General features: G+C 72.9%; 18 protein-coding genes. 10 read left to right on the top strand and 8 right to left on the bottom strand.

What is annotated here, in order from left to right:
• The 3 genes from H9641_RS00290 to H9641_RS00280 all read left to right on the top strand — a co-directional run.
• Positions 1–325: hypothetical protein (locus tag H9641_RS00290; protein WP_225219742.1), on the top strand; the 325-nt coding region annotated here is incomplete at its 5' end.
• A 27-nt stretch (positions 326–352) separates the two neighbouring features.
• Positions 353–1,309, top strand: coding sequence for an alpha/beta hydrolase (locus H9641_RS00285; protein ID WP_318244292.1), 957 nt, complete (start codon positions 353–355; stop codon positions 1,307–1,309).
• A complete protein-coding gene (locus tag H9641_RS00280; RefSeq protein ID WP_191799962.1) occupies positions 1,306–2,097 on the top strand; it encodes an alpha/beta fold hydrolase in 792 nt (263 codons plus the stop codon). The genes H9641_RS00285 and H9641_RS00280 overlap by 4 nt, the downstream gene beginning before the upstream one ends.
• Before the next feature lie 11 nt (positions 2,098–2,108).
• On the opposite strand, the gene H9641_RS00275 is transcribed toward H9641_RS00280, so the two are convergent.
• Both H9641_RS00275 and H9641_RS00270 read right to left on the bottom strand, forming a co-directional pair.
• Positions 2,109–2,654, bottom strand: coding sequence for a hypothetical protein (locus H9641_RS00275; RefSeq protein WP_225219741.1), 546 nt, complete (start codon positions 2,652–2,654; stop codon positions 2,109–2,111).
• 8 nt (positions 2,655–2,662) lie between these two features.
• Entirely contained in the window at positions 2,663–4,045 is a 1,383-nt protein-coding gene (locus H9641_RS00270; RefSeq protein WP_191799960.1) for a coiled-coil domain-containing protein, read from the bottom strand.
• A gap of 244 nt (positions 4,046–4,289) precedes the next feature.
• On the opposite strand from H9641_RS00270, the gene H9641_RS00265 reads away from it, so the two are divergent.
• From H9641_RS00265 to H9641_RS00255, 3 genes are all read left to right on the top strand, one after another.
• A complete protein-coding gene (locus H9641_RS00265; protein WP_191799958.1) occupies positions 4,290–5,618 on the top strand; it encodes a hypothetical protein in 1,329 nt (442 codons plus the stop codon).
• Positions 5,615–6,634: a hypothetical protein gene (locus H9641_RS00260; RefSeq protein ID WP_191799956.1), complete on the top strand. Its 1,020-nt coding sequence runs from the start codon at positions 5,615–5,617 to the stop codon at positions 6,632–6,634. Before H9641_RS00265 ends, H9641_RS00260 begins: the two co-directional genes overlap by 4 nt.
• 131 nt (positions 6,635–6,765) lie before the next feature.
• Entirely contained in the window at positions 6,766–7,710 is a 945-nt protein-coding gene (locus H9641_RS00255; RefSeq protein WP_191799954.1) for a tetratricopeptide repeat protein, read from the top strand.
• Positions 7,711–7,778: 68 nt separating this feature from the next.
• Here the strand turns inward: H9641_RS00255 and glgB are convergent, their stop codons facing one another.
• On the bottom strand, positions 7,779–10,082 hold the full coding sequence (gene glgB / locus H9641_RS00250) for a 1,4-alpha-glucan branching protein GlgB (RefSeq protein WP_191799953.1): 2,304 nt from the start codon (positions 10,080–10,082) through the stop codon (positions 7,779–7,781).
• A gap of 250 nt (positions 10,083–10,332) precedes the next feature.
• On the opposite strand from glgB, the gene H9641_RS00245 reads away from it, so the two are divergent.
• Together H9641_RS00245 and H9641_RS00240 are read left to right on the top strand one after the other, a co-directional pair.
• Positions 10,333–10,482, top strand: a complete 150-nt coding sequence (locus H9641_RS00245) for a hypothetical protein (protein ID WP_191799951.1) — start codon at positions 10,333–10,335, stop codon at positions 10,480–10,482.
• Between the two features lie 3 nt (positions 10,483–10,485).
• Positions 10,486–11,205, top strand: coding sequence for a DUF6338 family protein (locus tag H9641_RS00240; protein WP_191799949.1), 720 nt, complete (start codon positions 10,486–10,488; stop codon positions 11,203–11,205).
• On the opposite strand, the gene H9641_RS00235 is transcribed toward H9641_RS00240, so the two are convergent.
• The 3 genes from H9641_RS00235 to H9641_RS00225 all read right to left on the bottom strand — a co-directional run bounded on the left by H9641_RS00235 (position 11,171) and on the right by H9641_RS00225 (position 16,691).
• Entirely contained in the window at positions 11,171–12,721 is a 1,551-nt protein-coding gene (locus tag H9641_RS00235) for a phosphotransferase (RefSeq protein ID WP_318244291.1), read from the bottom strand. The two genes, H9641_RS00240 and H9641_RS00235, sit on opposite strands and share 35 nt — an antisense overlap.
• Positions 12,722–12,813: 92 nt before the next feature.
• A complete protein-coding gene (treS, locus tag H9641_RS00230; RefSeq protein WP_191799945.1) occupies positions 12,814–14,664 on the bottom strand; it encodes a maltose alpha-D-glucosyltransferase in 1,851 nt (616 codons plus the stop codon).
• Positions 14,661–16,691, bottom strand: a complete 2,031-nt coding sequence (locus H9641_RS00225) for an alpha-1,4-glucan--maltose-1-phosphate maltosyltransferase (protein WP_191799943.1) — start codon at positions 16,689–16,691, stop codon at positions 14,661–14,663. Before H9641_RS00225 ends, treS begins: the two co-directional genes overlap by 4 nt.
• 291 nt (positions 16,692–16,982) lie before the next feature.
• Here H9641_RS00225 and glgP point away from each other — a divergent pair, with 291 nt between their 5' ends.
• Positions 16,983–19,568, top strand: coding sequence for an alpha-glucan family phosphorylase (gene glgP, locus H9641_RS00220; protein WP_191799941.1), 2,586 nt, complete (start codon positions 16,983–16,985; stop codon positions 19,566–19,568).
• A gap of 70 nt (positions 19,569–19,638) precedes the next feature.
• On the opposite strand, the gene H9641_RS00215 is transcribed toward glgP, so the two are convergent.
• Entirely contained in the window at positions 19,639–20,277 is a 639-nt protein-coding gene (locus tag H9641_RS00215) for a hypothetical protein (protein ID WP_191799939.1), read from the bottom strand.
• 445 nt (positions 20,278–20,722) lie between these two features.
• Positions 20,723–21,895 (bottom strand): hypothetical protein, encoded by a 1,173-nt coding sequence (locus H9641_RS00210; protein WP_191799938.1) that lies wholly within the window; start codon positions 21,893–21,895, stop codon positions 20,723–20,725.
• A gap of 64 nt (positions 21,896–21,959) precedes the next feature.
• Here H9641_RS00210 and H9641_RS00205 point away from each other — a divergent pair, with 64 nt between their 5' ends.
• Entirely contained in the window at positions 21,960–22,724 is a 765-nt protein-coding gene (locus H9641_RS00205; protein ID WP_191799936.1) for a hypothetical protein, read from the top strand.
• The last annotated feature ends 13 nt before the right edge of the window (positions 22,725–22,737 follow it).

Raw genomic sequence — 22,737 nt, 5'->3', positions numbered from 1 at the left:
TGTCGCGACCGTGGACAATGGAACCGTGCCCTCGAAACGTCCCTCGCGCCGTCGTCCCTGGGGAGCGGAACCCCCTCCGCTCGACCTCAACCGTGCCCTCGGCGGCATGCGGTCGGAGACCGGGCCCGACGGCGAGTGGTCCGTCCGCACCGTCCGCCAGAGCGACAAGTCGTACGTGTGCCCGGGCTGCCGGCAGACCGTCCCCGCCGGGACGAGCCACGTCGTCGCGTGGGCCAAGGACTCGATGTTCGGGGCGCAGTCCGCGCTCGAGGACCGCCGCCACTGGCACACGGGGTGCTGGGAGGCGCGTGCCCGGCGCCGCTGAGGTCGACCCCGGCTAGGCTCGGTCGTGATGAACGCGCACAGCCCTGACCCCGCGACCGACCGTCCCGCCACGCCCGCACCGGCGGCCACGCCCGCAGCGGTGCCCCCGGCAGCGTCCGCAGGTGCGCCCACGGCGGCACGCACGGCCCCCGACGGCAAGCCCGCCGAGCACGGCGCCCCGATCCGTTCGCTCACGGTCCTGCCGGCCCGCCGCGAGGACGTCGAGCTCCACACCGCGGACGGTCTGACCCTCGTGGGCGAGCTCGCGCTCCCGGCGCACGCGGCGCCGTCGGGCACCTTGATCACGCTGCACCCGCTGCCCACGCACGGCGGCTACATGGACTCCCACGTCTACCGCAAGGCAGCCTGGCGCCTGCCCGCGCTCGCCGATCTCGCGGTACTGCGCTTCAACACGCGCGGCACGTCGTCCCCGCGCGGCACGAGCGAGGGCGCGTTCGACGGCGGCGAGGCCGAGCGCTTCGACGTCGCCGCGGCGATCGAGCTGGCCGAGTTCCACGACCTGCCGAACCGGTGGCTCGTGGGGTGGTCGTTCGGGACCGAGCTCGTCCTCAAGCACGGCACGGACCCCGGCATCGAGGGCGCGATCCTCCTCTCCCCGCCCCTGCACCGCGCGACCGACGAGGACCTGGACCGGTGGGCCGCGTTCGGCAAGCCGCTCCTGGTCCTGGTGCCCGAGCTCGACGACTACCTGCGCCCCGAGGAGGCGCGCCGCCGTTTCGCACGCGTGCCGCAGGCCGAGGTCGTCGCGGTCGAGGGAGCCAAGCACCTGTGGGTGGGCGAGCCGTCGGTGCGACGGGTCCTCGACGAGATCGTCGCCCGCGTCCGCCCGGGATTCCCCGTACCCCTCCCCACGACGTGGGACGCGCAGACCGAGACGGGTACGGACACCGAGGCCTCTGACCAGGCCTCGTACGACGCGAGCCGCACGCACGTCCAGCCGACGACGACAGGACAGAACTCATGACCACGACCCAGCACCTCGCCCTGCACACCCTGCGTGAGGGGCACGGGCTGCCCGTGCTGCTCGTGCACGGCTTCCCGCTCGACCACCGCATGTGGGAGGACGTCGCCGCGGCTCTGCCGAGCGGCATCACGGTCGTCGCGGTCGACCTCCCGGGGCTGGGCGAGAGCCCGCTCGGGGGCGAGCCGCCCTCGATCGAGGCCGCAGCCGACGCCGTGGTCGCCGCTGCCCGCGCCGCCGGGCTCGAGCGTGCGGTGGTCGTGGGCATGTCGATGGGTGGCTACGTCGCGCTCGCGGCGGCCGAGCGTCATCCGGGCTTCGTGGTCGCGCTCGGCCTCGTGGACACCAAGTCGACGGCCGACGACGACACGGCCCGCGCCAACCGCCTGCGCATCGCGGCGGCGGTCAGCGAGAGCCGCACGGTCGACGCGGTCCTCGGCATGCCGGGAGCCCTGCTCGGCGCGACGAGCAAGATCGCGCGCCGCGGGCTGACGGCTCGCCTCGAGGAGTGGATCCGTTCCCAGCGGCCCGACGGCGTCGCGTGGGCCCAGCGCGCCATGGCCGCCCGCCCGGACCGCACCGAGGTGCTGGCACGCTTCGCGGGCCCCGTGAGCGTGGTCGTGGGCGAGGAGGACACGCTCACCCCGGTCGAGGCCGCCGAGCACCTGGTCGCCGCGGCTCGGGGGGCGACGCTCGTCGTGGTGCCCGCCGCGGGGCACATGAGCGCTGTCGAGGACGCGCCGGCCGTCGCGAACGCGATCGGTGACCTCTGGGCCGTCGCCCGGGACTGAGCGCCGGGCGGTCAGCCGCGCTCGAGCACCAGCTCGATCGCGTCCGCGAGAGAGATGGACTCGCCGTCGCGCCCGCCCTTGCCGAGCACGAGCGGCGGGTCCGACGGGACGAGGGTCGCGCCCTTCAGCCGGGCCGAGAGCCCGCCCTGGACGCTGAGGATGTAGAACGACGCGTCGGTCCCGACGGCGAGCGTCCGGTTCTTGCGCAGGTACCAGCCGAGCGTCCTGGTGCGGTACGTCGCGTCCCCTGCGTACGAGCGGGCCTGGAGCGGGACCGGGGCGATGCCTCGCCGTCCGGCCTCGGCGACGAACTCGCGCAGGAGAGCGGCGGCCTGGGCCGACTCCTGGGCGCGGCGGCGTTCGAGCTCGTTCGCCTGGTGCGCCGCGGCCTCGGTGCGCTGAGCACGCCAGGCCGCGACGTCGTCGGGCGTGGTGCTGCTCGCGGCTCCGGTCGAGCCGCCAGCGGCATCGCCGGGACCGTGAGCCTGGTGTGCCTGGTGAGCGGACGACGGCGACGACCCAGGCAGGTCCCCGGTGTCGTCGCCGTCGTGCGTCATGGGCGTGCTCAGGCCTTCGCGGAAGCCGAGGACTCCGAGGACTTGGCGTCCTCGCCCTCCTCGCCCTCGACCTCGACCTGCGGGAACTCCGCGGTCATGAGGTTCGCAGCGCGGGCACGCTGCGCCGGGGTGCCCGCGATGGCCACGGCCGGTGCGGCCTTGGTCTTGGCGCCCTCACCGTCGCCGAGCAGCCCACGCAGCTCGTCGAGGTAGGTGTTGATCGACTCGTGCTGGCGCGTGAGGTCCTCGAGCTGACGCTGGGCCGCCGCGCGCTGCTGCTCGGCCTCTGCCTTGGCGTCCCCGACGGTCTGCTCGGCGAACTCGCGGGCCTCGGCGACCACGCGGTCCGCGTTGTGACGCGCGGTCGCGATGACCTCCTTGACGTAGTCGTCGGACTCGGTGCGGACCTTCTCGGCCTGCTCGAGAGCCGTGACCACGCGGTGCTCGGCGTCGGACGCGTGCGCCTCTGCCGTCGCGACGAGCTTCTCGGTCTCCTCCTTGGCCGTCTGGTGGCGCTGCGCGCTCTCCAGCTCGGCCTCCTCGCGGCGGCGGGCGATGTCCAGCTCGGCCTCGGCCAGAGCGGTCCGCGCCTTCTCGCGCAGCTCCTCCATCTCAGAGGTCACGGCGTTCGCCGCCTCGGAGGCCGCACGCTTGGCCTCGGAGACCTGGCGCTCGGCCTCGCGGCGCGTGGTCTCGCGCAGCTCGGTGGTCTCGCGCTCGGCGGCCTCGCGCATCGCGGCCGTCTCGGCAGCGACCCGGGCGCGCAGCTCGGCGGTCTCGCGCTCGGTCGCGACGCGCAGCTCCGTGGTCTCGCGCTCGACCTGGGCGCGCAGGGTGCCCAGCTCGCGCTCGAGGCTCGAACGACGCTCGCTCTCCTCGGTGTTCAGCGCGCTCTGGATGCGGGCGGCCTCGCGCTCGGCGGAACCCACGAACTCCTCGGCGCGGCGCTGTGCGCCGACCAGGGTGCTCTCGGTCTCCGACGCGGCCGTCGAACGGATCTCCTCGGCTTCGCGACGAGCGCCGGAGAGCAGCTCGGCGACCTCGTTCTCGGCGCGCGAGCGGATCTGGCCGCCCGCGACCTTGGCGCGCGACATGATGTCGACTGCCTGGGCGTTGGCCTGGGCCAGGATGTCGGCCGACTGCTCCTCCGCGGAACGGAGCAGCTGCTCGATGCGCGAGCCCAGTCCCGAGTAGGACGGTCGGTCGGACTCGCGCAGCTGGCGCTGCGCGTCCTGGAGGTCCGACGTGAGCTGCACAGCCCGGGCGTCGGCGGACTCGGCCCGGTGACGGGCCGCCTCGAGATCCTTCTCGAGCTTGGCCAGCTGGCCTTCCACCATGATGCGGTCGTAGCCGCGCATGGTGATGGGGAACAGTGTGCGTTCGTCGGACACGGGTCGACCTTCCGCTTCGGGCTGGTCCACGCCAGCGCTGTTGTCGGGCCGTATCGTTCGGTGGAGGTACCGGGTCGCCCGACCTGTGGGACGTCACCCAGGATACGTGGCGGAACTGTGTCCTGAATACCCGGAATGGGTACCGTCAGGGTGTCGCGGGGACTTCGTGAAGAGTCTGCGGCGATCGTCGCCATCCGGCGAACTTTCGAATCCAGCAGGCGTTCGCCTCTATTGTGGAATGTCCATGACGAAGGGAAACTCGGTGCTTCAACGAATCCTGGCCGCCGGCCTGATCGTGCTCGGCCTGGTGGGGATCGGCACAGGAGTCGCCTCTGCGACCCTCTGGCGCGAGAGCGAGACGGTCGTCGCGACGGCTGCCGCCGACGCGTCGTCGCCGCTGGTCGTCTCGGAGCCCGGGGTCCTCGACCTGGTCGACGGTGACGTGACCGTCACGGCGAAGACCCCGGACGGGAAGCCCGTGACGCTCGTGATCGGGCGCGACGTCGACGTCACCGGGTGGGTCGGCACCGACGCGCACTCGGACATCACCGGTCTCACCGACTGGGAGACGCTCGCGACGAAGTCGGTCACGACACCGCCGCCCGCCGAGGAGACCCCCGCCGAGGAGACCCCGGCCGAGGGCGAGGCCCCGGTCGAGGGTGACGCGCCCGCAGAAGGTGAGGCGCCCGCCGAGGGCGACGCTGCTGCGGACGCCACGGCCGAGACGCCCGTCGTGGGTGTCGACCCCGCCGGGTCCGACATGTGGTTCGCCGAGGCCTCCGGTGCGGGCGAGGTCAGCCTGCGCTGGTCCGACCGTCCGGGCCGCTGGAGCCTGCTCGCGGCCGGGACCGGTGAGGACCCTGCGAGCCCCGTCGTGACCTTGACCTGGGCCCGTGAGGTCTCTACCCCTTGGCAGTGGCCCGGGATCGCGGGTGGCTCGCTGCTCCTGGTCGCCGGGCTGGCGATCGGTGTCCTCTCGTTCATGGGTGGCAAGAAGGACAAGGACCCCAGCGCAGGCGGCGGGAGGAAGAAGAAGAGCCGCACGGCGAGCAACGGACGCACGGCGCGTACCGGCGCAGGCTCGGAGGCTCCGGAGAGCACGAGCACCGCCGGGGAGGCCGGGCCCGCTGCACCGACCGAGCGTCGCGCCGGGGCCGGCTGGCCCGGCGCCGTACCGGAGTCTGCGCGGGTACCCGCGCAGGAACCGCCGACGCAGACCGGCGCGACAGGGACCCTGACCCGTCGTGAGCTGCGCGAGAAGGCCGAACGGGAACGCATCGAGGCCGAGCGGCTCGCCCAGGAGGACGCGCGGGCGCAGCGCCCGCGCAACCGCTGGATGACCGGGCAGATCCCGGTCGTGCGACGTGAGAGGAACGCGACGGCCGCGCAGCCGGTCGTCCCCGACCCCTCGGGTGAGACGGACGCAGGGTCCGCCGGCGGCAGCTCTGCCACGGCCCGCGCGGACGCGTGGCGCCAGGCGTGGGGTTTCGGCCAGACGCAGGCCGCCCCGCCCGCCGCGTCCGACGAGAACGACCAGACCCAGAACCCCGACTCGACCGGAGGAGACCGATGAGCCAGCGCACCCCCCGCCGCTCCACGGCCCGCACGGCCGCGGTGGCCGGCGCCGTCCTCGGCGCGCTCCTGCTCGCAGGCTGCACGTCGCCCGTTCCCACACCCACCGTCGACGAGAGCTCGGCGACCGCCGAGCCCGCACTGACCGTCGAGCAGATGGCCGAGGTCCGCGAGGCCGTCGGCTCGACCCTCGAAGCAGCCAACGCGACCAACGACGCGTCCCAGCTCGCCACCCGGCTCGCCGGGCCGGCGCTGTCGCTGCGCACGAGCCAGCTCGGCGTGGCCGCGGCACGTGGCAACGGCGACCTGGTGACGGTCCTGCCCACGGCCGTCCAGCAGGACATCATCACGACGACCGAGTCCTGGCCCCGGCAGGCGTACGCCGTGACCGAGCAGCCCGAGGACCTCCAGTCCCCGCGGCTCCTCGGGTACGAGCAGACCACGGCGCGCGACCCGTACAAGCTCTGGGCCTGGGTGCGCCTGTTCCCGAGCGTCAAGCTGCCGAGCTTCGCGGGCGCCGCGGTCGGCAGCGAGTCCGTCCCGCTCGACGACCCGTCGCTCCTCATGACGCCGACCGACGCGGTCGCCCAGTACGCCGACGTCCTCAACCTGGGCGCGGGCTCGGGCTTCGCGGCCTCGTTCGCCGACGACCCGCTGCGCGCCTGGGTCGCGACCAACGCGCAGACGCAGGCGGCGCCCCTCGCCACGGCCGCGGGTACGCAGACCATGACCTTCACGCCGACGCCGGGCGAGGCGCGCGCAGTGCGCACGGCAGACGGCGGTGCGATGGTCATGGCCGCGATGACGGCGCTCGAGACCCGCACCGCGGAGGAGGGCGCGAAGATCACGCCCGGTACCGAGACGGAGAAGGCCCTCTTCGGAGCCACCGAACCGACGAACGTCCTCAACGTGGGGTACACGACCATGGTCGCGATGTTCATCCCGCCGGCGGACGCCACCACAGGCGTCCAGGTGCTCGGCATGGAGAACATCGTCACGTCGGTCGCGACCTCCTAGGCCGGTACCGGGGTCGGCGACGGCAGGACGAGCAGCCCTGTCGTCGCGGACCACGGCGGACGCCCACCGTCGACGAACCCTCTCGCCGAGCCGCCGCCTCGCGACGGCACGATCTTCCTTAGGATGAGCGCATGAGCCAACCGAGCCAGCAGCCGAACTTCGACGTGCGCGGCGCCGTCGACCTGTCGTCCCTGAACCGCCCGTCGGCGCCCCCGCCCGGGACGCCCGGCGGTGCCCCCGAGGCCGGCGGCTACGTCGTCGACGTCACGGAGGAGTCGTTCCCGCAGCTCGTCCAGGACTCCGCGCAGTACCCGGTCGTGGTCCTGCTGTGGATCCCCACGGACCAGGCGAACGCCCAGCTCGGCACCGAGCTCGGCGCGATCGCCGAGGAGTTCGCGGGTCGTTTCCTCCTGGGCCGCGTCGACGCCCAGACCTACCCGCAGATCGCCGCGGCGTTCCAGGTGGAGAGCGTCCCGACGGTCGTCGCGATCGTGGGGGGCCAGCCGGTCCCGCTCTTCCAGGGGGCCGCTGCAGGAGACCAGATCCGTGCGGTCCTGCAGCAGGTGCTGCAGATCGCCGAGGGCAACGGCGTCACGGGCCGAGCTCCCGCGCAGGGGGTCGCGGACCCGGACGCGGCGGTGGCCCCCGAGCCCGAGCCCGAGCTCCCGCCGCTGCACCAGGAGGCGTTCGACGCGATCGAGCGCGACGACCTCGACGCGGCCGTCGCGGCATACCAGAAGGCCATCAAGCAGGACCCGCGCGACCACCTCGCGGCCGCGGGCCTGGCTCAGGTGGGTCTCCTGCGCCGCACGCGCGACCTCGACCTGCAGGCGACGCGAGAGGCCGCCGCAGCGCGGCCCACGGACCTCGCCGCGCAGCTCGACGTCGCGGACATGGACATGCTCGGCGGCAAGGTCGAGGACGCGTTCGGTCGCCTGCTGGACCTCCTGCCCGGCGCGAGCGCCGAGGACAAGGAGACGCTGCGACTGCGCCTCGTCGACTACTTCGAGATCCTCGGGCCGACCGACCCGCGCGTCGGCAAGGCACGCCAGCTCCTGGCGATCAACCTGTACTGACGACCTGCGAAGGGCCTCGGCACGCGATGCGTGCCGAGGCCCTTCGTCGTTCGCTCAGAGACCTGCCGTCAGACCTCGGGCACGGGCTCGAGGTAGAGAGCCCCGAGCGGCGGGACGCGCAGCTCGACCGAGGACGCGCGTCCCTTCCAGGGCCGCGGCTCGGACTCGACCTCGCCGAGGTTGCCGACCCCCGAGCCGCCGTAGACCTCGGCGTCGGTGTTGAGGACCTCGCGCCAGCGCCCGCCGTGCGGCAGGGCGAGGCGGTAGCCCTCGTGGGGGGTCCCGGCGAAGTTCACGACGACGGCGACCTGGTTCCCGGCCCCGTCGCGACGCAGGAACGCCAGGACGTTGTGGTCGGCGTCCTCGGCGTCGAGCCACTCGAAGCCCGCCGGGTCGTGGTCGAGGGCCCAGAGGGCGGGCGTGCGCCGGTAGAGGTCGTTGAGGTCGCGCACGAGGCGCTGCACCCCGGCCTTGCCGGGGTCGCCGAGCCCCGCCCAGTCCAGGCTCGCGGCCTCGTTCCACTCGGCGTGCTGCGCGATCTCGGAGCCCATGAAGAGCAGCTGCTTGCCGGGGTGGGACCACTGGTAGGCGAGGAACGAACGGACGCCCGCGCGCTTCTGCCAGTCGTCACCGGGCATCTTGCCGTAGAGCGAGCCCTTGCCGTGCACGACCTCGTCGTGGCTGATGGGCAGGACGAACTGCTCGGAGTAGGCGTAGACCATCGAGAACGTGATCTCGTGGTGGTGGTAGCGCCGGTTGATGGGCTCCTCGGCGACGTAGCGCAGGGAGTCGTTCATCCAGCCCATGTTCCACTTGAGCCCGAACCCGAGGCCGCCCGCGTCGGTGGGGCGCGTCACGCCCGGCCAGGCCGTGGACTCCTCGGCGATCATCATCACGCCGGGCGTGCGGCGGTAGGCCGTCGCGTTGGTCTCCTGGAGGAACGCGATGGCCTCGAGGTTCTCGCGCCCGCCGTGCACGTTGGGGTGCCACTGGCCGGGGTTGCGCGAGTAGTCGAGGTAGAGCATCGAGGCGACGGCGTCGACGCGCAGCGCGTCGACGTGGAACTCCTCGAACCAGTACGTCGCGTTGGCGACGAGGAAGTTGCGCACCTCGTTGCGCCCGAAGTCGAACACGTACGTGCCCCAGTCCGGCTGCTCGCCGCGCAGGGGGTCGGGGTGCTCGTAGAGCGGGGTGCCGTCGAAACGAGCGAGCGCCCACTCGTCCTTGGGGAAGTGGGCGGGCACCCAGTCGAGGATCACGCCGATCCCGGCGCGGTGCAGCGTGTCGACGAGGTGACGGAAGTCGTCGGGGTGCCCGAACCGCGAGGTCGGGGCGTAGTAGCTCGTGACCTGGTAGCCCCACGAGCCGCCGTAGGGGTGCTCGGCCACGGGCATGAGCTCGACGTGCGTGAACCCGGTCTCGAGGACGTACGCGGTGAGCTGCTCGGCGAGCTCGCGGTAGCTCAACCCCTGCCGCCAGGAGCCCAGGTGCACCTCGTAGATGCTCACGGGGCCGGTGTGCGGGTCGCGCGCCGTGCGCTCGGCGATCCAGTCGGCGTCGGTCCACTCGTGCCGGGACTCGACCACGACGCTCGCGTTGGCGGGCGGGACCTGCGTGCCCTTGGCCAGGGGGTCGGCCTTCTGGAGCCACGTCCCGCCCGGGGTGAGGATCTCGTACTTGTAGAGCGTGCCGGGGCCGATCCCGGGCACGAACAGCTCCCAGACCCCGGTGTCGCCCAGCGCGCGCAGGGCGTGCGTCGTGCCCTGCCAGTGGTTGAAGTCGCCGATGACGCGCACGGCGCGCGCGTTGGGTGCCCAGACGGCGAACGCGGTGCCGCTCGTGGTGCCGGGGGAGCCGGGCTCGCCCAGGACGCTCGGGTAGGTCGTGGGGTTGGCGCCGAGCACCGTCCACAGCTCTTCGTGGCGGCCTTCGCGCACCAGGTGCTGGTCGACCTCGCCGAGGGTCGGCAGGAAGCGGTACGGGTCGTCCTGGAGCGTCGTGGTCTCGCCGTAGCGTGCCCGGATGCGGTAGTCGGGGGCGTGCAGCACGGGCGTGGACCGGGCGTCGGCGCCGAGCGGCTCGTCGACCGCGGCGGGCACGACCGCGACCCAGATCCCGTCCTGCTCGTGCGTCGCGGCGAACTCGCCGTCAAGGGTCACGATCGTGACCTCGTCCGCGAGCGGGCGCAGGACGCGCACGGTAGCCGCACCCCCGGTGCGGCCACCGGGGAGAGGGACGGCCGTCAGGTGCGGGCCGAGGACCCCGTGCGGGTCGAACGACCGTCCCTGCGCGACGGCCGCGAGCGCCGCGGGATCGGCAGGGACGACGGGGAGCGGTGGGAGGGAGCTCGGAGGTGTCGATGACCCGGTCATGGGCCAACCTTTCCACGTCGCCGGGCTGCTTGTGCACTCCCCGCGCCGCGTCGCGGCTGCGGCGGCCCGGGTTCACCCTGGCCGGAGGGCGTGCTGGGGGGTGCGGGTGCTCGGCGGGGGCCGGGCGTCGTGGCCCGGTGACCCAGCGCGTCGCGTGCGCCGCGCCAGGACGGGCCGCTGCCTACCGGGCACACGGTGAGGGGTGGCGATAGGCTGCGGTTCAGGTGAGGTCCGGGTCAAGGAGGACAGGATGTCCACGAGCAGCTCCAAGGAATCCGACGACCGGCGGATCAAGCAGGGCGTCGAGAAGAGGTCCAACGACAGCCTCGGCGCCAACAAGGCGACGTCGGGCGGTTCAGGCGACGGAGCCGGTGAGGATCCAGCAGGAGAGGCCTTCTAGTCCGTGGTCGCGGACGGGTGGACCGGGCTGCTCCTGTTCCTGCTTCTCGCGGCGCCGGGCCTGCTGTTCGACCTGCGCGCTCGATCGTGGCGGGTCACCACGCAGGAGTCGGCGTTCGAAGAGGCGGGTCGGATCACCCTCGCCTCGTTGGGGTTCACGGCGTTCGGTGCACTGGTCGCCTGGGGTGCCTGGCATCTCCCGCTCCTTCGGTTCGACTATCTGAGGTTCAGCTCGGACAGCGCCTACGCCTGGGCGAACGCGTTCCGTGCGCTGGGAGTCCTCGCGATCTCCACCGTCGCGGCCTGCCTGCTCGCCGTGGTGGTCGACGGGATCTGGAAGCGACGCCGGACCAGGGACGGGAGCGTCGCGACGCTCAGCGGGAGCACCGAGTGGTACGACACGTTCCGGACCGACAGACCGGCCGGGACGATGTGCTTCGCGCAGGTCGATCTCGTCGACGGGACGAGCTGGCGCGGTTGGATCGAGCGCTATTCGGCCGACGCGCGCGAGGGAGCGCGTGCCATCGTCCTCAGCGGGCACCTGTCGGTCACGCGCCCGGGGAGCGCCCCGCTCAACCTCGATCGCGCGTGGTCACGGGTCGTCATCGAGGGGTCGCAGATCGCCACGGTCGCGGTGAAGTACCTCGAGCGGCCGAACGACGTCCCGGCTCCTGGACCTCAGGGCTCGTCTATCGCCCGCCCAGCAGCCGGTCCACGGCCGTGAGCGGGATCGGCTCCCACGCGGGCCGGTTGCGCGACTCGTACACGACCTCGTACAGCGCCTTGTCGAGGACGAGCGCCCGCAGCAGGGCCTCGGTCGTCGCGACCGAGAGCCCGGCCGTCCCGTCGTCCTCGCCCACGGCCCGCCGGTAGCCCTCGACGAACGCCGTGCGCGCGGTCGTCGTCCAGCGGGGTGAGCGGGCACCGCCGACCGCGGCCGCGTAGTCGAGCGAGCGCACGATCCCCGCGACGTCGCGCAGCGGCAGGTCCGGGCGCGTGCGCTCGGACACGGGCCGCAGGGGCTCGCCCTCGAAGTCGAGGATCTTCCAGCCGTCGCCGCGCGCGTGCAGGGCCTGGCCCAGGTGCATGTCGCCGTGGATCGCCTGGAGCAGGGGAGGGGGAGCGTCGTCCCGGGCCAGGCGTTCGGCGACCTGGTCGAGGAAGGCCTCGACGAGCGGGGCGCGCCGCGCGAGCGGTGCCGAGCCGGCGCAGGCCTCCCGGGCCCGACGGCGCAGGTCGCCCAGCAGCCAGCCCGCCTCGAGTGGTGGTCCGGTCGGCAGGGCAGCGCGCAGCGCACCGTGCATGCTCGCGAGGGTCGCGCCCAGGTCGGCCGCGAGGTCGGCGAACGACCGGTCCTGGGACGCGTAGGCGCACGCGAGCTCGAACCCGTCCTGGGCGTCGGTCACGAGCTCGCTGAGGATCGCGAGGTGCGCCGTCCGGGCGGTCGCCGCCGTCTGCCCGGACGCCGACCCTGGGCCGGAGCCGGTTCCGGCGGGTCGGCCGGGGACGTCGACCGCGTCCCACGAGGCTTCGACCCACCCGAGCGGGCGTGGGACGCCTGTCCACCCGACCCGTGCGAGCGCGTCCGGGACCACGACGTCCGGGTGCTGGCCGATCGCGACCGTCCGCAGGATCTTGAGGATCGAGCCCCCGGCGACCCCGGGCAGGATCACCGAGGAGTTGGACTGCTCCCCGCCGACGGCCCGGGCCCCCGTCAGGTCCGGGTGCTCGCACGGCACTCCCGCACCGGCCCCCTCCGCCGGCTCGAGCGCCCCGAGGACGGCCGCCCACAGGTCGGGGTGCGTGGCGCCGTCGTGCACCGCGAGCGGGGCGTCGAGCGGGTCGCCGGGCCGGGCGGGCGGACCGGGGACGAAACCGACCAGGCCCGGCAGGGGTGTGCGCGCCGGGGACCCCGCGCCGGACCCGGCGTCGGGTGAGGCGGGCTCGCCCGAGGCTGCGAGCCGGCCCGCGGGCGTGAGCACGAGCGGTACCTGGATCACGAGGTCCACCCCCTCGCCCACGACGCGCAGCAGGTGCAGCGCGCAGCGATCGGTGAGCGCGAAGCTCAGCCACGGGACGTGGTGGACCGTGAGCCCCTTGACGGGGTACCAGCGCTGGGCCGGCAGCCAGGTGTCGAGCAGCCCCAGCAGGCGCGCGTCCGGCAGCGGGGCGCGCTGCGGCGACCCGAGCGGCCCGTGGAGGGACGCGACGGGCACGGACGAGACGGTCTTCGGTACCACGTCAGCTCCTTCTGCCGTCCGGGCGAGGGCTGTGGACCGGCTCCCTGCGACACCGTCGACGCCGGCATCCACGACGCCTGCGACGCCGGCGTCTACGACACCGTGAGCCAGTAGAAGTCCCTCGACCCCCATGTCATCACGACGTCGCCGTCCTCGCCCACCGGGGGGAACGGCGCCCCGCCGAACACGTCGGTGAGCGTCGCCCCCGCGTGCTCGGGCAGGTGGATCGTGGCGGTGCGCGCCGTGGACGCGAGGTTCGCGACGCACAGGATCGTCTCGGCCTCGTTGCGACGCAGGAACGCGAGCACCGCGTCGTTGTCCGTACCGAGCGTGACCTGCTCACCGTCACCGAACGCGGGGTGCAGGCGGCGCACCGCGAGCATCCCGTGGACCCAGTGCAGCAGCGACGTGGGCTGCGCGAGCTGGCCCTCGACGTTGACGTAGCCGTAGTGGTGCACGAGCGACTGGATCGGCGGCAGGTACAGCTTGCCCGGGTCGGCGGTCGAGAAGCCTGCGTTGCGGTCCGGCGTCCACTGCATGGGCGTGCGGACCGCGTCGCGGTCCGGCAGCCAGATGTTGTCGCCCATCCCGATCTCGTCGCCGTAGTACAGGCACGGGCTGCCGGGCAGCGACAGGAGCAACGCGTGCGCGAGCTCGATCTCCTTGCGCGAGTTGTCCAGGAGCGGGGCCAGGCGGCGGCGGATGCCGACGTTCGCGCGCATGCGCGGGTCCTGCGCGTACCACCCGTACATCGACGCGCGCTCCTCGGTCGAGACCATCTCGAGCGTCAGCTCGTCGTGGTTGCGCAGGAACGTGCTCCACTGCGCCCCGGCCGGGATGGGCGGGGTGTCGCGCAGGATGTCGACGATCTGGTTGGCCCGCTGGTCCTTGATCGCGTAGTAGATGCGCGGCATGACGGGGAAGTGGAAGCACATGTGGCACTCCGGCTCCTCCTCGGTGCCGAAGTAGTCCACGACCTCCGCAGGCCACTGGTTGGCCTCGGCCAGGATGATCCGGCCGGGGAACTCGGTGTCGACCATCTCGCGCACGCGCCGCAGGAACCGGTGCGTCTCGGGCAGGTTCTCGCAGTTGGTGCCCTCGGCCTCGAACAGGTACGGGACCGCGTCGAGCCGGAACCCGTCCACGCCCACCTGCAGCCAGAACCGCGTCACGTCGAGCATGGCGTCCGCGACGCGCGAGTTCTCGAAGTTGAGGTCCGGCTGGTGCGAGAAGAACCGGTGCCAGAAGTACTGGCGCCGCACGGGGTCGAACGTCCAGTTGCTCGTCTCGGTGTCCACGAAGATGATGCGGGCGTCCTGGTAGCGCGTGTTGTCGTCGCTCCACACGTAGAAGTCGCCGTACGGGCCCTCGGGGTCCGCGCGCGAGGCCTGGAACCACGGGTGCTGGTCGCTCGTGTGGTTCATGACCAGGTCGATCACGATCCGGATGCCGCGCGCGTGGGCCTCCGCGATGAGCTCGGTGAAGTCGGACATGGAACCGTACTGGCCCGCGATCGCGGTGTAGTCGGCCACGTCGTACCCGCCGTCGCGCAGGGGCGAGGGGTAGAACGGCGGCAGCCACAGGGCGTCGATCCCGAGCCACTGGAGGTAGTCGAGGCGCTCGATGAGCCCCCGCAGGTCGCCCGAGCCGTCGCCCGACGAGTCCGAGAACGCGCGGACCAGGACCTCGTAGAAGACGGCGGTCCGGTACCAGGTGGGGTCGTCGGACAGGCCCGCACGCTGGGCAAGGGGTGCGGCCGGCCGCCGCTGGGGCGGCAGCGCGCCCACGGGCAGGGGGGCGGGGGCCGTCGCGGGGGCGACGGGAGCCGGACCGGCGGCGTGCCCGTCCCGGGCGGCGCCGCCCGAGGTGCCGCCCGGCGCTCCACCCGACGTGGCGGACGGCCCCTGGCCCCCGGGGGGCGACAGGTAAGGGGGCGCCGTCATGGTGCGCCCACGTGGATGACGTGCGCGACCTGCTCCTGCGGAACGAGCCGCACGTACACGTCCTGCCCCCACCCGTACGAGGCACCGCTCAGGAGGTCGTGCGCGACGAACTGCCCGTGCTCGGACGGCACGCCCAGGGTCGCGAGGTCGAGGTGGACCATGGACTCCTGCGTGCCCCACGGGTCCAGGTTGACGACCACGATCACGGTGTCCGCGGGCTCGTGCGTCCCGTCCGGGGACACGCGCGCCGGCAGGTGGCGCGAGAACGCGAGGACCTGGTCGTTGCTCGTGGGGTGGACCGTGAGGTTACGCAGCTGCCGCAGCGCGGGGTGCTCGCGGCGCACCTCGTTGAGCCGCGTGAGGAGCGTCGAGATGCCGATCTCCTCCGCGAGCGCCCAGTCGCGCGGCTTGTACTCGTACTTCTCGTTGTCGATCTGCTCCTCGACGCCGGGGCGCGGCACGTTCTCGACGAGCTCGTAGCCCGAGTAGACGCCCCACGTGGGCGAGCCGAGGGCAGCGAGCACGGCCCGGACCGCGAACCCGGCGATGCCGCCGTGCTGCAGGTAGGGCGGCAGGATGTCGTGCGTCGTGGGCCAGAAGCTCGGTCGCATGTACGACCCGGCAGGTCCCGAGACCTCGGTGAGGTACTCCGCGAGCTCGGTCTTCTCGTTGCGCCACGTGAAGTAGGTGTACGACTGGTGGAACCCGATGCGCGCGAGCGTGTGCATCATCGCGGGCTTGGTGAACGCCTCCGACAGGAAGATCACCTCGGGGTTCGTGGCGCGCACCTCGGCGAGCAGCCACTCCCAGAACTCGAGCGGCTTGGTGTGCGGGTTGTCCACCCGGAACGCCGTGACGCCGCGTGCGATCCAGACCCGCACGACGCGCAGCACCTCGGCGTAGATGCCCGCGGGGTCGTTGTCGAAGTTCAGCGGGTAGATGTCCTGGTACTTCTTGGGCGGGTTCTCGGCGTAGGCGATCGAGCCGTCGACGCGCGTCGTGAACCACTCGGGGTGCTCGGTGACCCACGGGTGGTCGGGCGAGCACTGGAGCGCGAGGTCGAGCGCGACCTCCATGCCCAGACGCCGGGCCTCCTTGACGAAGGCCTTGAACGTGCGCTCGCTGCCGAGCTCGGGGTGGATCGCGTCGTGCCCGCCGTCCTTCGAGCCGATCGCGTAGGGCGATCCCGGGTCGCCCGGGAGCGCGGTGAGCGAGTTGTTGCGCCCCTTGCGGTGCGCGGTGCCGATGGGGTGCACGGGCGTCAGGTAGACCATGTCGAAGCCCATGGCCGCGATCGCGGGCAGGCGCCGCGCGGCGCTCGTGAACGTGCCCGACCGCCAGGTGCCGTCCTTGAGGCGCCGCGCACCCTCGGATCGAGGGAACATCTCGTACCAGGCCCCGGCGAGGGCGAGCGGCCGGTCCACCACGAGCGGGTACGTGCCCGACGGCGTCACGAAGTCCCGCAGAGGCGTGCGGGCCAGGGCATCGCGCACCTCGGGCGACAGGGCTGCCGCGAGACGGGCCGGCGAAGGGCGAGACGGGTCCGCGAGGGCGGCCGCGCCGTCGTGCAGGGTCTTCGCGTCCTGCGGGCTGAGGCCCGCCAGGGCCGTGATGCGCTCGAACAGCGCGACACCCTCGGCGAGCATGAGCTCGACGTCGATGCCCGCCGCGACCTTGATCGCGGCGTCGTGCGCCCACGTGCCGTACGGGTCCGACCACGCCTCGACGCGGAACGACCAGGCCCCCGGCGCGTCGGGCGAGACCGTCGCGCGGAAGCGGTCGAGACCCGGAGCCACGTCGACCATGTGCGCCCACGAGTGGTCGCTGCCGTCGGGGGCGACGAGCACCGCGGTCGCCGCGACCGCGTCGTGCCCCTCGCGGAACACCGTGGCCTCGACCGGGACGACCTCACCGACCACGGCCTTGGCGGGCCAGCGGCCCCCCTCGACGACGGGGGAGACGTCGACGACCGGGATGCGACCGATCGGTGCGGCCGGCGCGACCGGGGGAGCCTCGCGGACCGGCATCGGGGGCACCGGTCGGGGTGCCGTCGGGGGCGCTGTGCGCGTCCTGCGGGGAGACACGGTCGAGGAGGAGCCGGCGGACGCGTTCGGGCGGGCGGTCGCGGGGGTCGCGAGGTTCTCAGGCACCTGCACAAGGTATCGAGCGCGGGCCGTGAGCGGCACCCGCAGAGCGGGTGTGGCGCCGAACCTCCACGCGCTCGTCGCTCGGCGGGCGGGTGAAAGTTCATGCAAGCGTTACAGGGAGGTGGTGGGCAGGGGGTGTGCGGCGACCGACTGTTGCGTACTGTCGGACCCGTGAGAGCGATCAGACGTTTCACCGTCCGCACCGTCCTGCCCGCCGAGCTGCACGACCTCGACGAGCTGTCCCTCAACCTGCGCTGGTCCTGGCACGCCCCCACGCGCCAGCTCTTCTCGGGGATCGACCCGCAGCTGTGGGACTCCGTGAAGCGCGACCCCGTGGCGCTGCTGGGAGCGCTCGGACCGGACCGGCTCGCGGCGCTCGCAGCCGACAACGGCTTCGTCGAGCGCGTGCGCGCGGCCGCCGCCGACCTGCACCGGTACCTCCAGGACCCCCTCTGGTACCAGCAGCAGGTCGCAGGGGGCGAGGCTCTCCCCGCGGCGATCGCCTACTTCTCCCCGGAGTACGGCATCACCTCGGTGCTGCCGCAGTACTCGGGCGGGCTCGGCATCCTCGCGGGCGACCACCTCAAGAGCGCGTCCGACCTGGGCGTGCCCATCGTGGGTGTCGGTCTGCTCTACGGCGCCGGCTACTTCCGCCAGTCCCTCACGCGTGACGGGTGGCAGGTCGAGACCTACCCGCTGCTCGACCCGGACGGGCTCCCGCTGACCATCCTGCGCGAGGACGACGGCACCCCCGCGCGCGTCTCGATCGACCTGCCCGGCGGGCGCGTGCTGCACGCGCACGTGTGGGTCGCGGCGGTCGGACGCGTGCCGCTGCTGCTGCTCGACTCCAACGTGCCGGGCAACGACGAGGCCGCCCGCAAGGTCACCGACCGCCTCTACGGCGGCGGCGGCGAGCACCGGCTCCAGCAGGAGCTGCTGCTCGGCGTGGGCGGGGTGCGCGCGCTGCGCCTGTGGTCGCGCCTGACCGGGGCCCCCGAGCCCGAGGTCTACCACACCAACGAGGGGCACGCCGGGTTCCTGGGCGTCGAGCGCATCCGCGAGCTCGTCGCGGGCGCGGGCCTCACGTTCGACGCGGCCCTCGAGGCGGTGCGGGCCGCGACGGTCTTCACGACCCACACCCCCGTGCCCGCGGGCATCGACCGGTTCGGCCGCGACCTCGTCTCGCAGTACTTCGGTGGGGACAACCAGATCCCCGGGATCGACGTCGAGCAGGTCCTCTCGCTCGGTGCCGAGGACTACGACGGCGGCGACCCGACGGTCTTCAACATGGCCGTCATGGGCCTGCGCCTGGGCGGGCGCGCCAACGGCGTCTCGCTCCTGCACGGCGAGGTCTCGCGGGGCATGTTCAACGGGCTGTGGCCGGGCTTCGACTCGCGCGAGGTCCCCATCACGTCCGTGACCAACGGCGTGCACTCGCCCACGTGGGTCGACCCCCGGATGGCCGCGCTCGAGGCCGAGAAGCTGGGGCTCGACGAGCTCACGGCCGACACCGCGTCGTCGGGCTGGCTGAACCCCGACGCCGTGACCGACGCCGAGCTGTGGGACATGCGCCGCGAGCTGCGCGGGCAGCTCGTCGACGAGGCCCGCAACCGGCTGCGCAGGTCCTGGCGCGAGCGCGGGGCCAGCCCCGCCGAGCTCGGCTGGGTCGACGACGCGCTCTCGCCCGACGTCCTGACCATCGGGTTCGCGCGCCGCGTCCCCACGTACAAGCGGCTCACGCTCATGCTGCGCGACCCCGAGCGCCTGCGCTCGCTGCTGCTCGACCCCGAGCGGCCCGTCCAGCTCATCGTCGCCGGCAAGTCCCACCCCGCCGACGACCAGGGCAAGCGGCTCATCCAGCAGCTCGTCCGGTTCACCGACGAGGCCGACGTGCGCGGCCGCATCGTGTTCCTGCCGAACTACGACATCGGCATGGCGCAGTCGCTCTACCCGGGCTGCGACGTGTGGCTCAACAACCCGCTGCGCCCGCTCGAGGCGAGCGGCACGTCGGGCATGAAGTCCGCGCTCAACGGCGGGCTCAACCTGTCCATCCTCGACGGGTGGTGGGACGAGTGGTACGACGGCGAGAACGGCTGGGCCATCCCCACGGCCGACGGCGTCGAGGACACCGAGCGCCGCGACGACCTCGAGGCCGCCGCGCTCTACGACCTCATCGAGACCCAGGTCGCCGCGCGCTTCTACGACCGCGACGAGCGGGGCGTCCCCGGTCGCTGGCTCCAGATGGTGCGGCACACGCTCGCGACCCTGGGACCCAAGGTCCAGGCCACGCGCATGGTCGCCGACTACGTGCACCGCCTGTACGGGCCCGCTGCGGTCGCCGGGCGCACGCTCAACGCCCCGGGGTTCGAGCCCGCGCGCGAGCTCGCGGCGTGGAAGCAGCACGTGCGCGGCGACTGGTCGCGCGTGCGTGTGGACCACGTCGAGTCGAGCGGAATCCGCGAGGTGCCGCAGGTCGGCGACCTCCTGACGGTCAAGGCCTACGTGTCGCTCGGCGACCTGCAGCCCGGCGACGTCGAGGTCCAGGTCGTCCACGGTCGCGTGACCGAGGCCGACGTGATCGAGGCTTTCACGGCCGAGCCGCTCGAGCTCGCCGAGACGTACGAGGCGGGGCGGGCGGCGTTCGCCGGGTCGGTGCGGCTCGAGGCGTCGGGCCCGTTCGGGTACACCGTGCGGATCGTGCCGCAGCACGAGGGGCTCGCGAGCGTCGCGGAGCTGGGCCTGGTCGCGAACGCCTGACCCAGTGCTGCCGAGGTAGAACGTGCCGCGTGAAGTAGAACCCCCTGCGTTCTACTTCACGCGGCACGTTCTACTTCGCCCGCTCGCGGGCAAGCCTCCTGGCCGTACGGAGCCGATCCGCGAGGCGTTCCAGATCTTCCAGGTCCCCCCAGGTCACGCGAAGGATCGCCCACCCCGCCTCTCGGAGCGCGTCCTCACGCAACTTCTCGGCGAGCAGGCGTTCTGCGGGGTCGCCCATGCCGCCGGCGTACTTGACCATGCCGTCGAACTCGAGCCCGATGCGAAGCTCGGGCCAGGCGAGGTCGAGTCGAAACTCGCCGCGCCAGGTGGCGACCGAGAACTGGGGGACGAGCACCGGGAAGCCGGCGTCGAGAGCGGCCCAACGCAACAGGGTCTCGCCGGGTGACTCCGACCGGGCGTCGGCAATCCGGAGGATCTGCCGTGCCTGGATCACCCCGCGCTTTCCCGCCGACTCGTCGAGGATCTTCTCGAGCAGCCGGACCTCGGCGCCGAGTCGCAGCGCAGAGTCGGCGACGACGAGGGCGCTGGCGGGCCGCAGCGAACGGGCGCAGTCGACCGCGGTCCGCTCCAGGGAGGTGACCGGGACGCCGTCCAGGTCGTGCCGGTCGCGTTCGGGCAACGCGGTCCAGTGACGACGGGTGGTCGGGTCGGAGTCGCGGCGCACGCTGGGATTCGCGAGCTGGGTCACATGGACCAGTCGCCCGAGCCGCCAGGTCCAGCACCCCCACAGGAGAGCCGCTGTCTCGTGGCTCAGCCAGTAGGAGGTGGCGAGCCTCTCCACGACCCCTCGCACGCTCGCGAGCACCTCAGCCTCGCGTCGGCGTGCGGGCCCGTCGCCGGTCGGGAGCGGCAGATAGACCCCTGGACGGACACGGACCACCTGTCCGTCGCGTCGGCTCCGCTCGAGCCGCGCCCGGGTCGCTGGTTCGTAGCGCAGCGCGGGCGGGACCTGACGGTTGGACTCTGCTCGTGCCATGTCGTTCAGCGTGCCGGTGATCGGCGGCGCCAGGCGCGGTGCCTGGGAATCTGTGGACAACTGGGTGGCGAAGTAGAACGTCCTGCTCGAAGTAGTGCGCAGCGCGTTCTACCTCGCGCAGTACGTTCTACTTCGACGACAGGCCTGTACCACGACGTCAGCCCTGTACCTCGACGTCAGACGTGGTCGCACCTTTCAGCAGCCTCAGGTACCGCACCCTCGTCGCGAGGACCTCGCGCAGCTGCTCCCCGATCCCCTCGACGAACTCCTCGCGGTACACCGCGTCGACCTGGACCGAGATGGCGTAGTACAGACCGGTGAACGTCGCGATCACGACCGACACCCGCACGAGGGTCTGCGTGACCACGAGCGGGCTCCCCGACAGGTCGAACGTCAGGAGCACGCGCTGCCCGTCGATGCCCCACAGGTCCATGACCTCGGGCGTCACGGTCAGCGTCCCGAGCGCGACGAAGAAGATGCCCATCCCGGCACTGACCACGAGCACCTGCAGAAGCTGGGAGAGGCCGATCATCGCGGCCACGTTGAACCGCTGGCTGCGGGTCAGCGGCGGGAGGTCCGAGGCGCCCGGCACCCCGTCGGCGGCCGTGCGCAGCGCGTTCCGCGCCTCGGTCGGCAGGCGCAGCCCCACGAACAGCACGACGAGCCCGGCGAAGAACGTCCCCAGGATCACCCCCGCAGCCCCGCCCGTCCGGCTGAAGACCTGCCACACCTCGGCGTTGTAGAACAGGACGAGCGAGAACACCATGAGCAGCGGCAGGAGCCGCACGAGCCGCATCAGCGACGCCCCGAGCTCGTCGACGATCCGTGCGAGCCCCCACCACAGCGACGAGCCGACACCGTACGCGACCACGACCCACACGAGCCCCAGGAGCAGCAGGTTGCCGCCGGCCGTGACGAGCGCGGCGCCCCACGCACCCCCGAACACCGCGGGCAGCACGGCGGGCACGAGCACGAAGAACGCGAGCTCGGGACCGCCGACGTCCTGCGGCAGGGTCGACCAGTGCCGCCCGCGCAGGACGTTGAGCCCCGCGTAGGCCGCGGCGATCAGCACCGCGCCCCCGGCCACGGCGAGCAGGTTGGCCCACCAGGTCCACCCGCCGTTCAGGGCGCCCGTGAGCTCGAGCAGCAGCACGACCACGAGGAAGGGCGCCGAGCGCCCGAACACGTCACGGCGCGCCGAGTGGTCCTCGAGCAGCAGGGGCAGGCCGTTGCGTCGCAGGACGCGTTCGCAGCCTGCGGCGTCGAGCTGCTCCAGGCCCGGACCGCCGGCCGGGGGACCGGGGGGAGCGGCGCCGTCGGGCAGGTTCATGCCGGGAGCGTACCGGCAGGGCGGTCCGCTGGCCGGGCGCCCTCGCCGCGGCTACGTTCGCCTCATGCCCGACGACGCCGCTCACCTCCCCGACCTTCCCCCGCCCTTCGGTGGGGTCGCGTGGGACGGCGACGCGTCGGCCGGGGCCTGGATCGGGCCCCTTCTGGGGGAGAGGGGGACCGTGGGGGCGTGCGTCCCGTCGGGCTATGCCGCCTGTGCGCGCATCCCTGACGTGCCCGCGTGGGCCGAGGAGGACGAAGGGATCGGGTCGCTCTACCTGGGACGGAGCGAGCGGACCGGACCCGAGCAGATGGACCTGCTGCTCGACGCCCTCGCGCCGTTCACGGGCGACCAGGTGTGCCACTTCGCGCTGTGGACCGGGTACGGGTGGCTGTACGACCACGCGACCCGTCCCGAGGACTCGACGTCGTTCGCCCTGCTCTCGTTCGGGATCGACGACGTGGGTGAGGGGGACGCGCCGGGGTCCTCGTTCGCGCTCGCGCAGGCGCAGGCCGAGGCCCGGGTGCGAGCGCTGCGGGCCGCGCACCAGGTCGAGCGGCCTGCGGCACCGATGCTCGAGCTGCCGTACCGCGGCTACCACCTGTGGCACGGCCCGCTCGCGCAGGCCGCCGCCTTCGCGTCGCTCCACCAGTCGCCCACCTTGTGGTGGCCGGACGACCGGTCGTGGTTCGTGTGCACCGAGCTCGACACCGTGTCCACTGACCTCGGGGGCAGCGAGGAGCTCGTCGCGGCGCTGCTCGAGGTGCCCGGGCTCCGCGCGTCGCGCGTGAGCCCGGACGACCCGGTGCAGATGCCCGCGGACTGGTGACGGGAGCGGTCCT

This window comes from Oerskovia merdavium, from assembly GCF_014836755.1.
Classification (GTDB): Bacteria; Actinomycetota; Actinomycetes; order Actinomycetales; family Cellulomonadaceae; genus Oerskovia; species Oerskovia merdavium.
The sequence above is the reverse complement of the archived record's forward strand: the minus strand, read 5'-3'. Positions and strand labels throughout refer to the sequence as shown.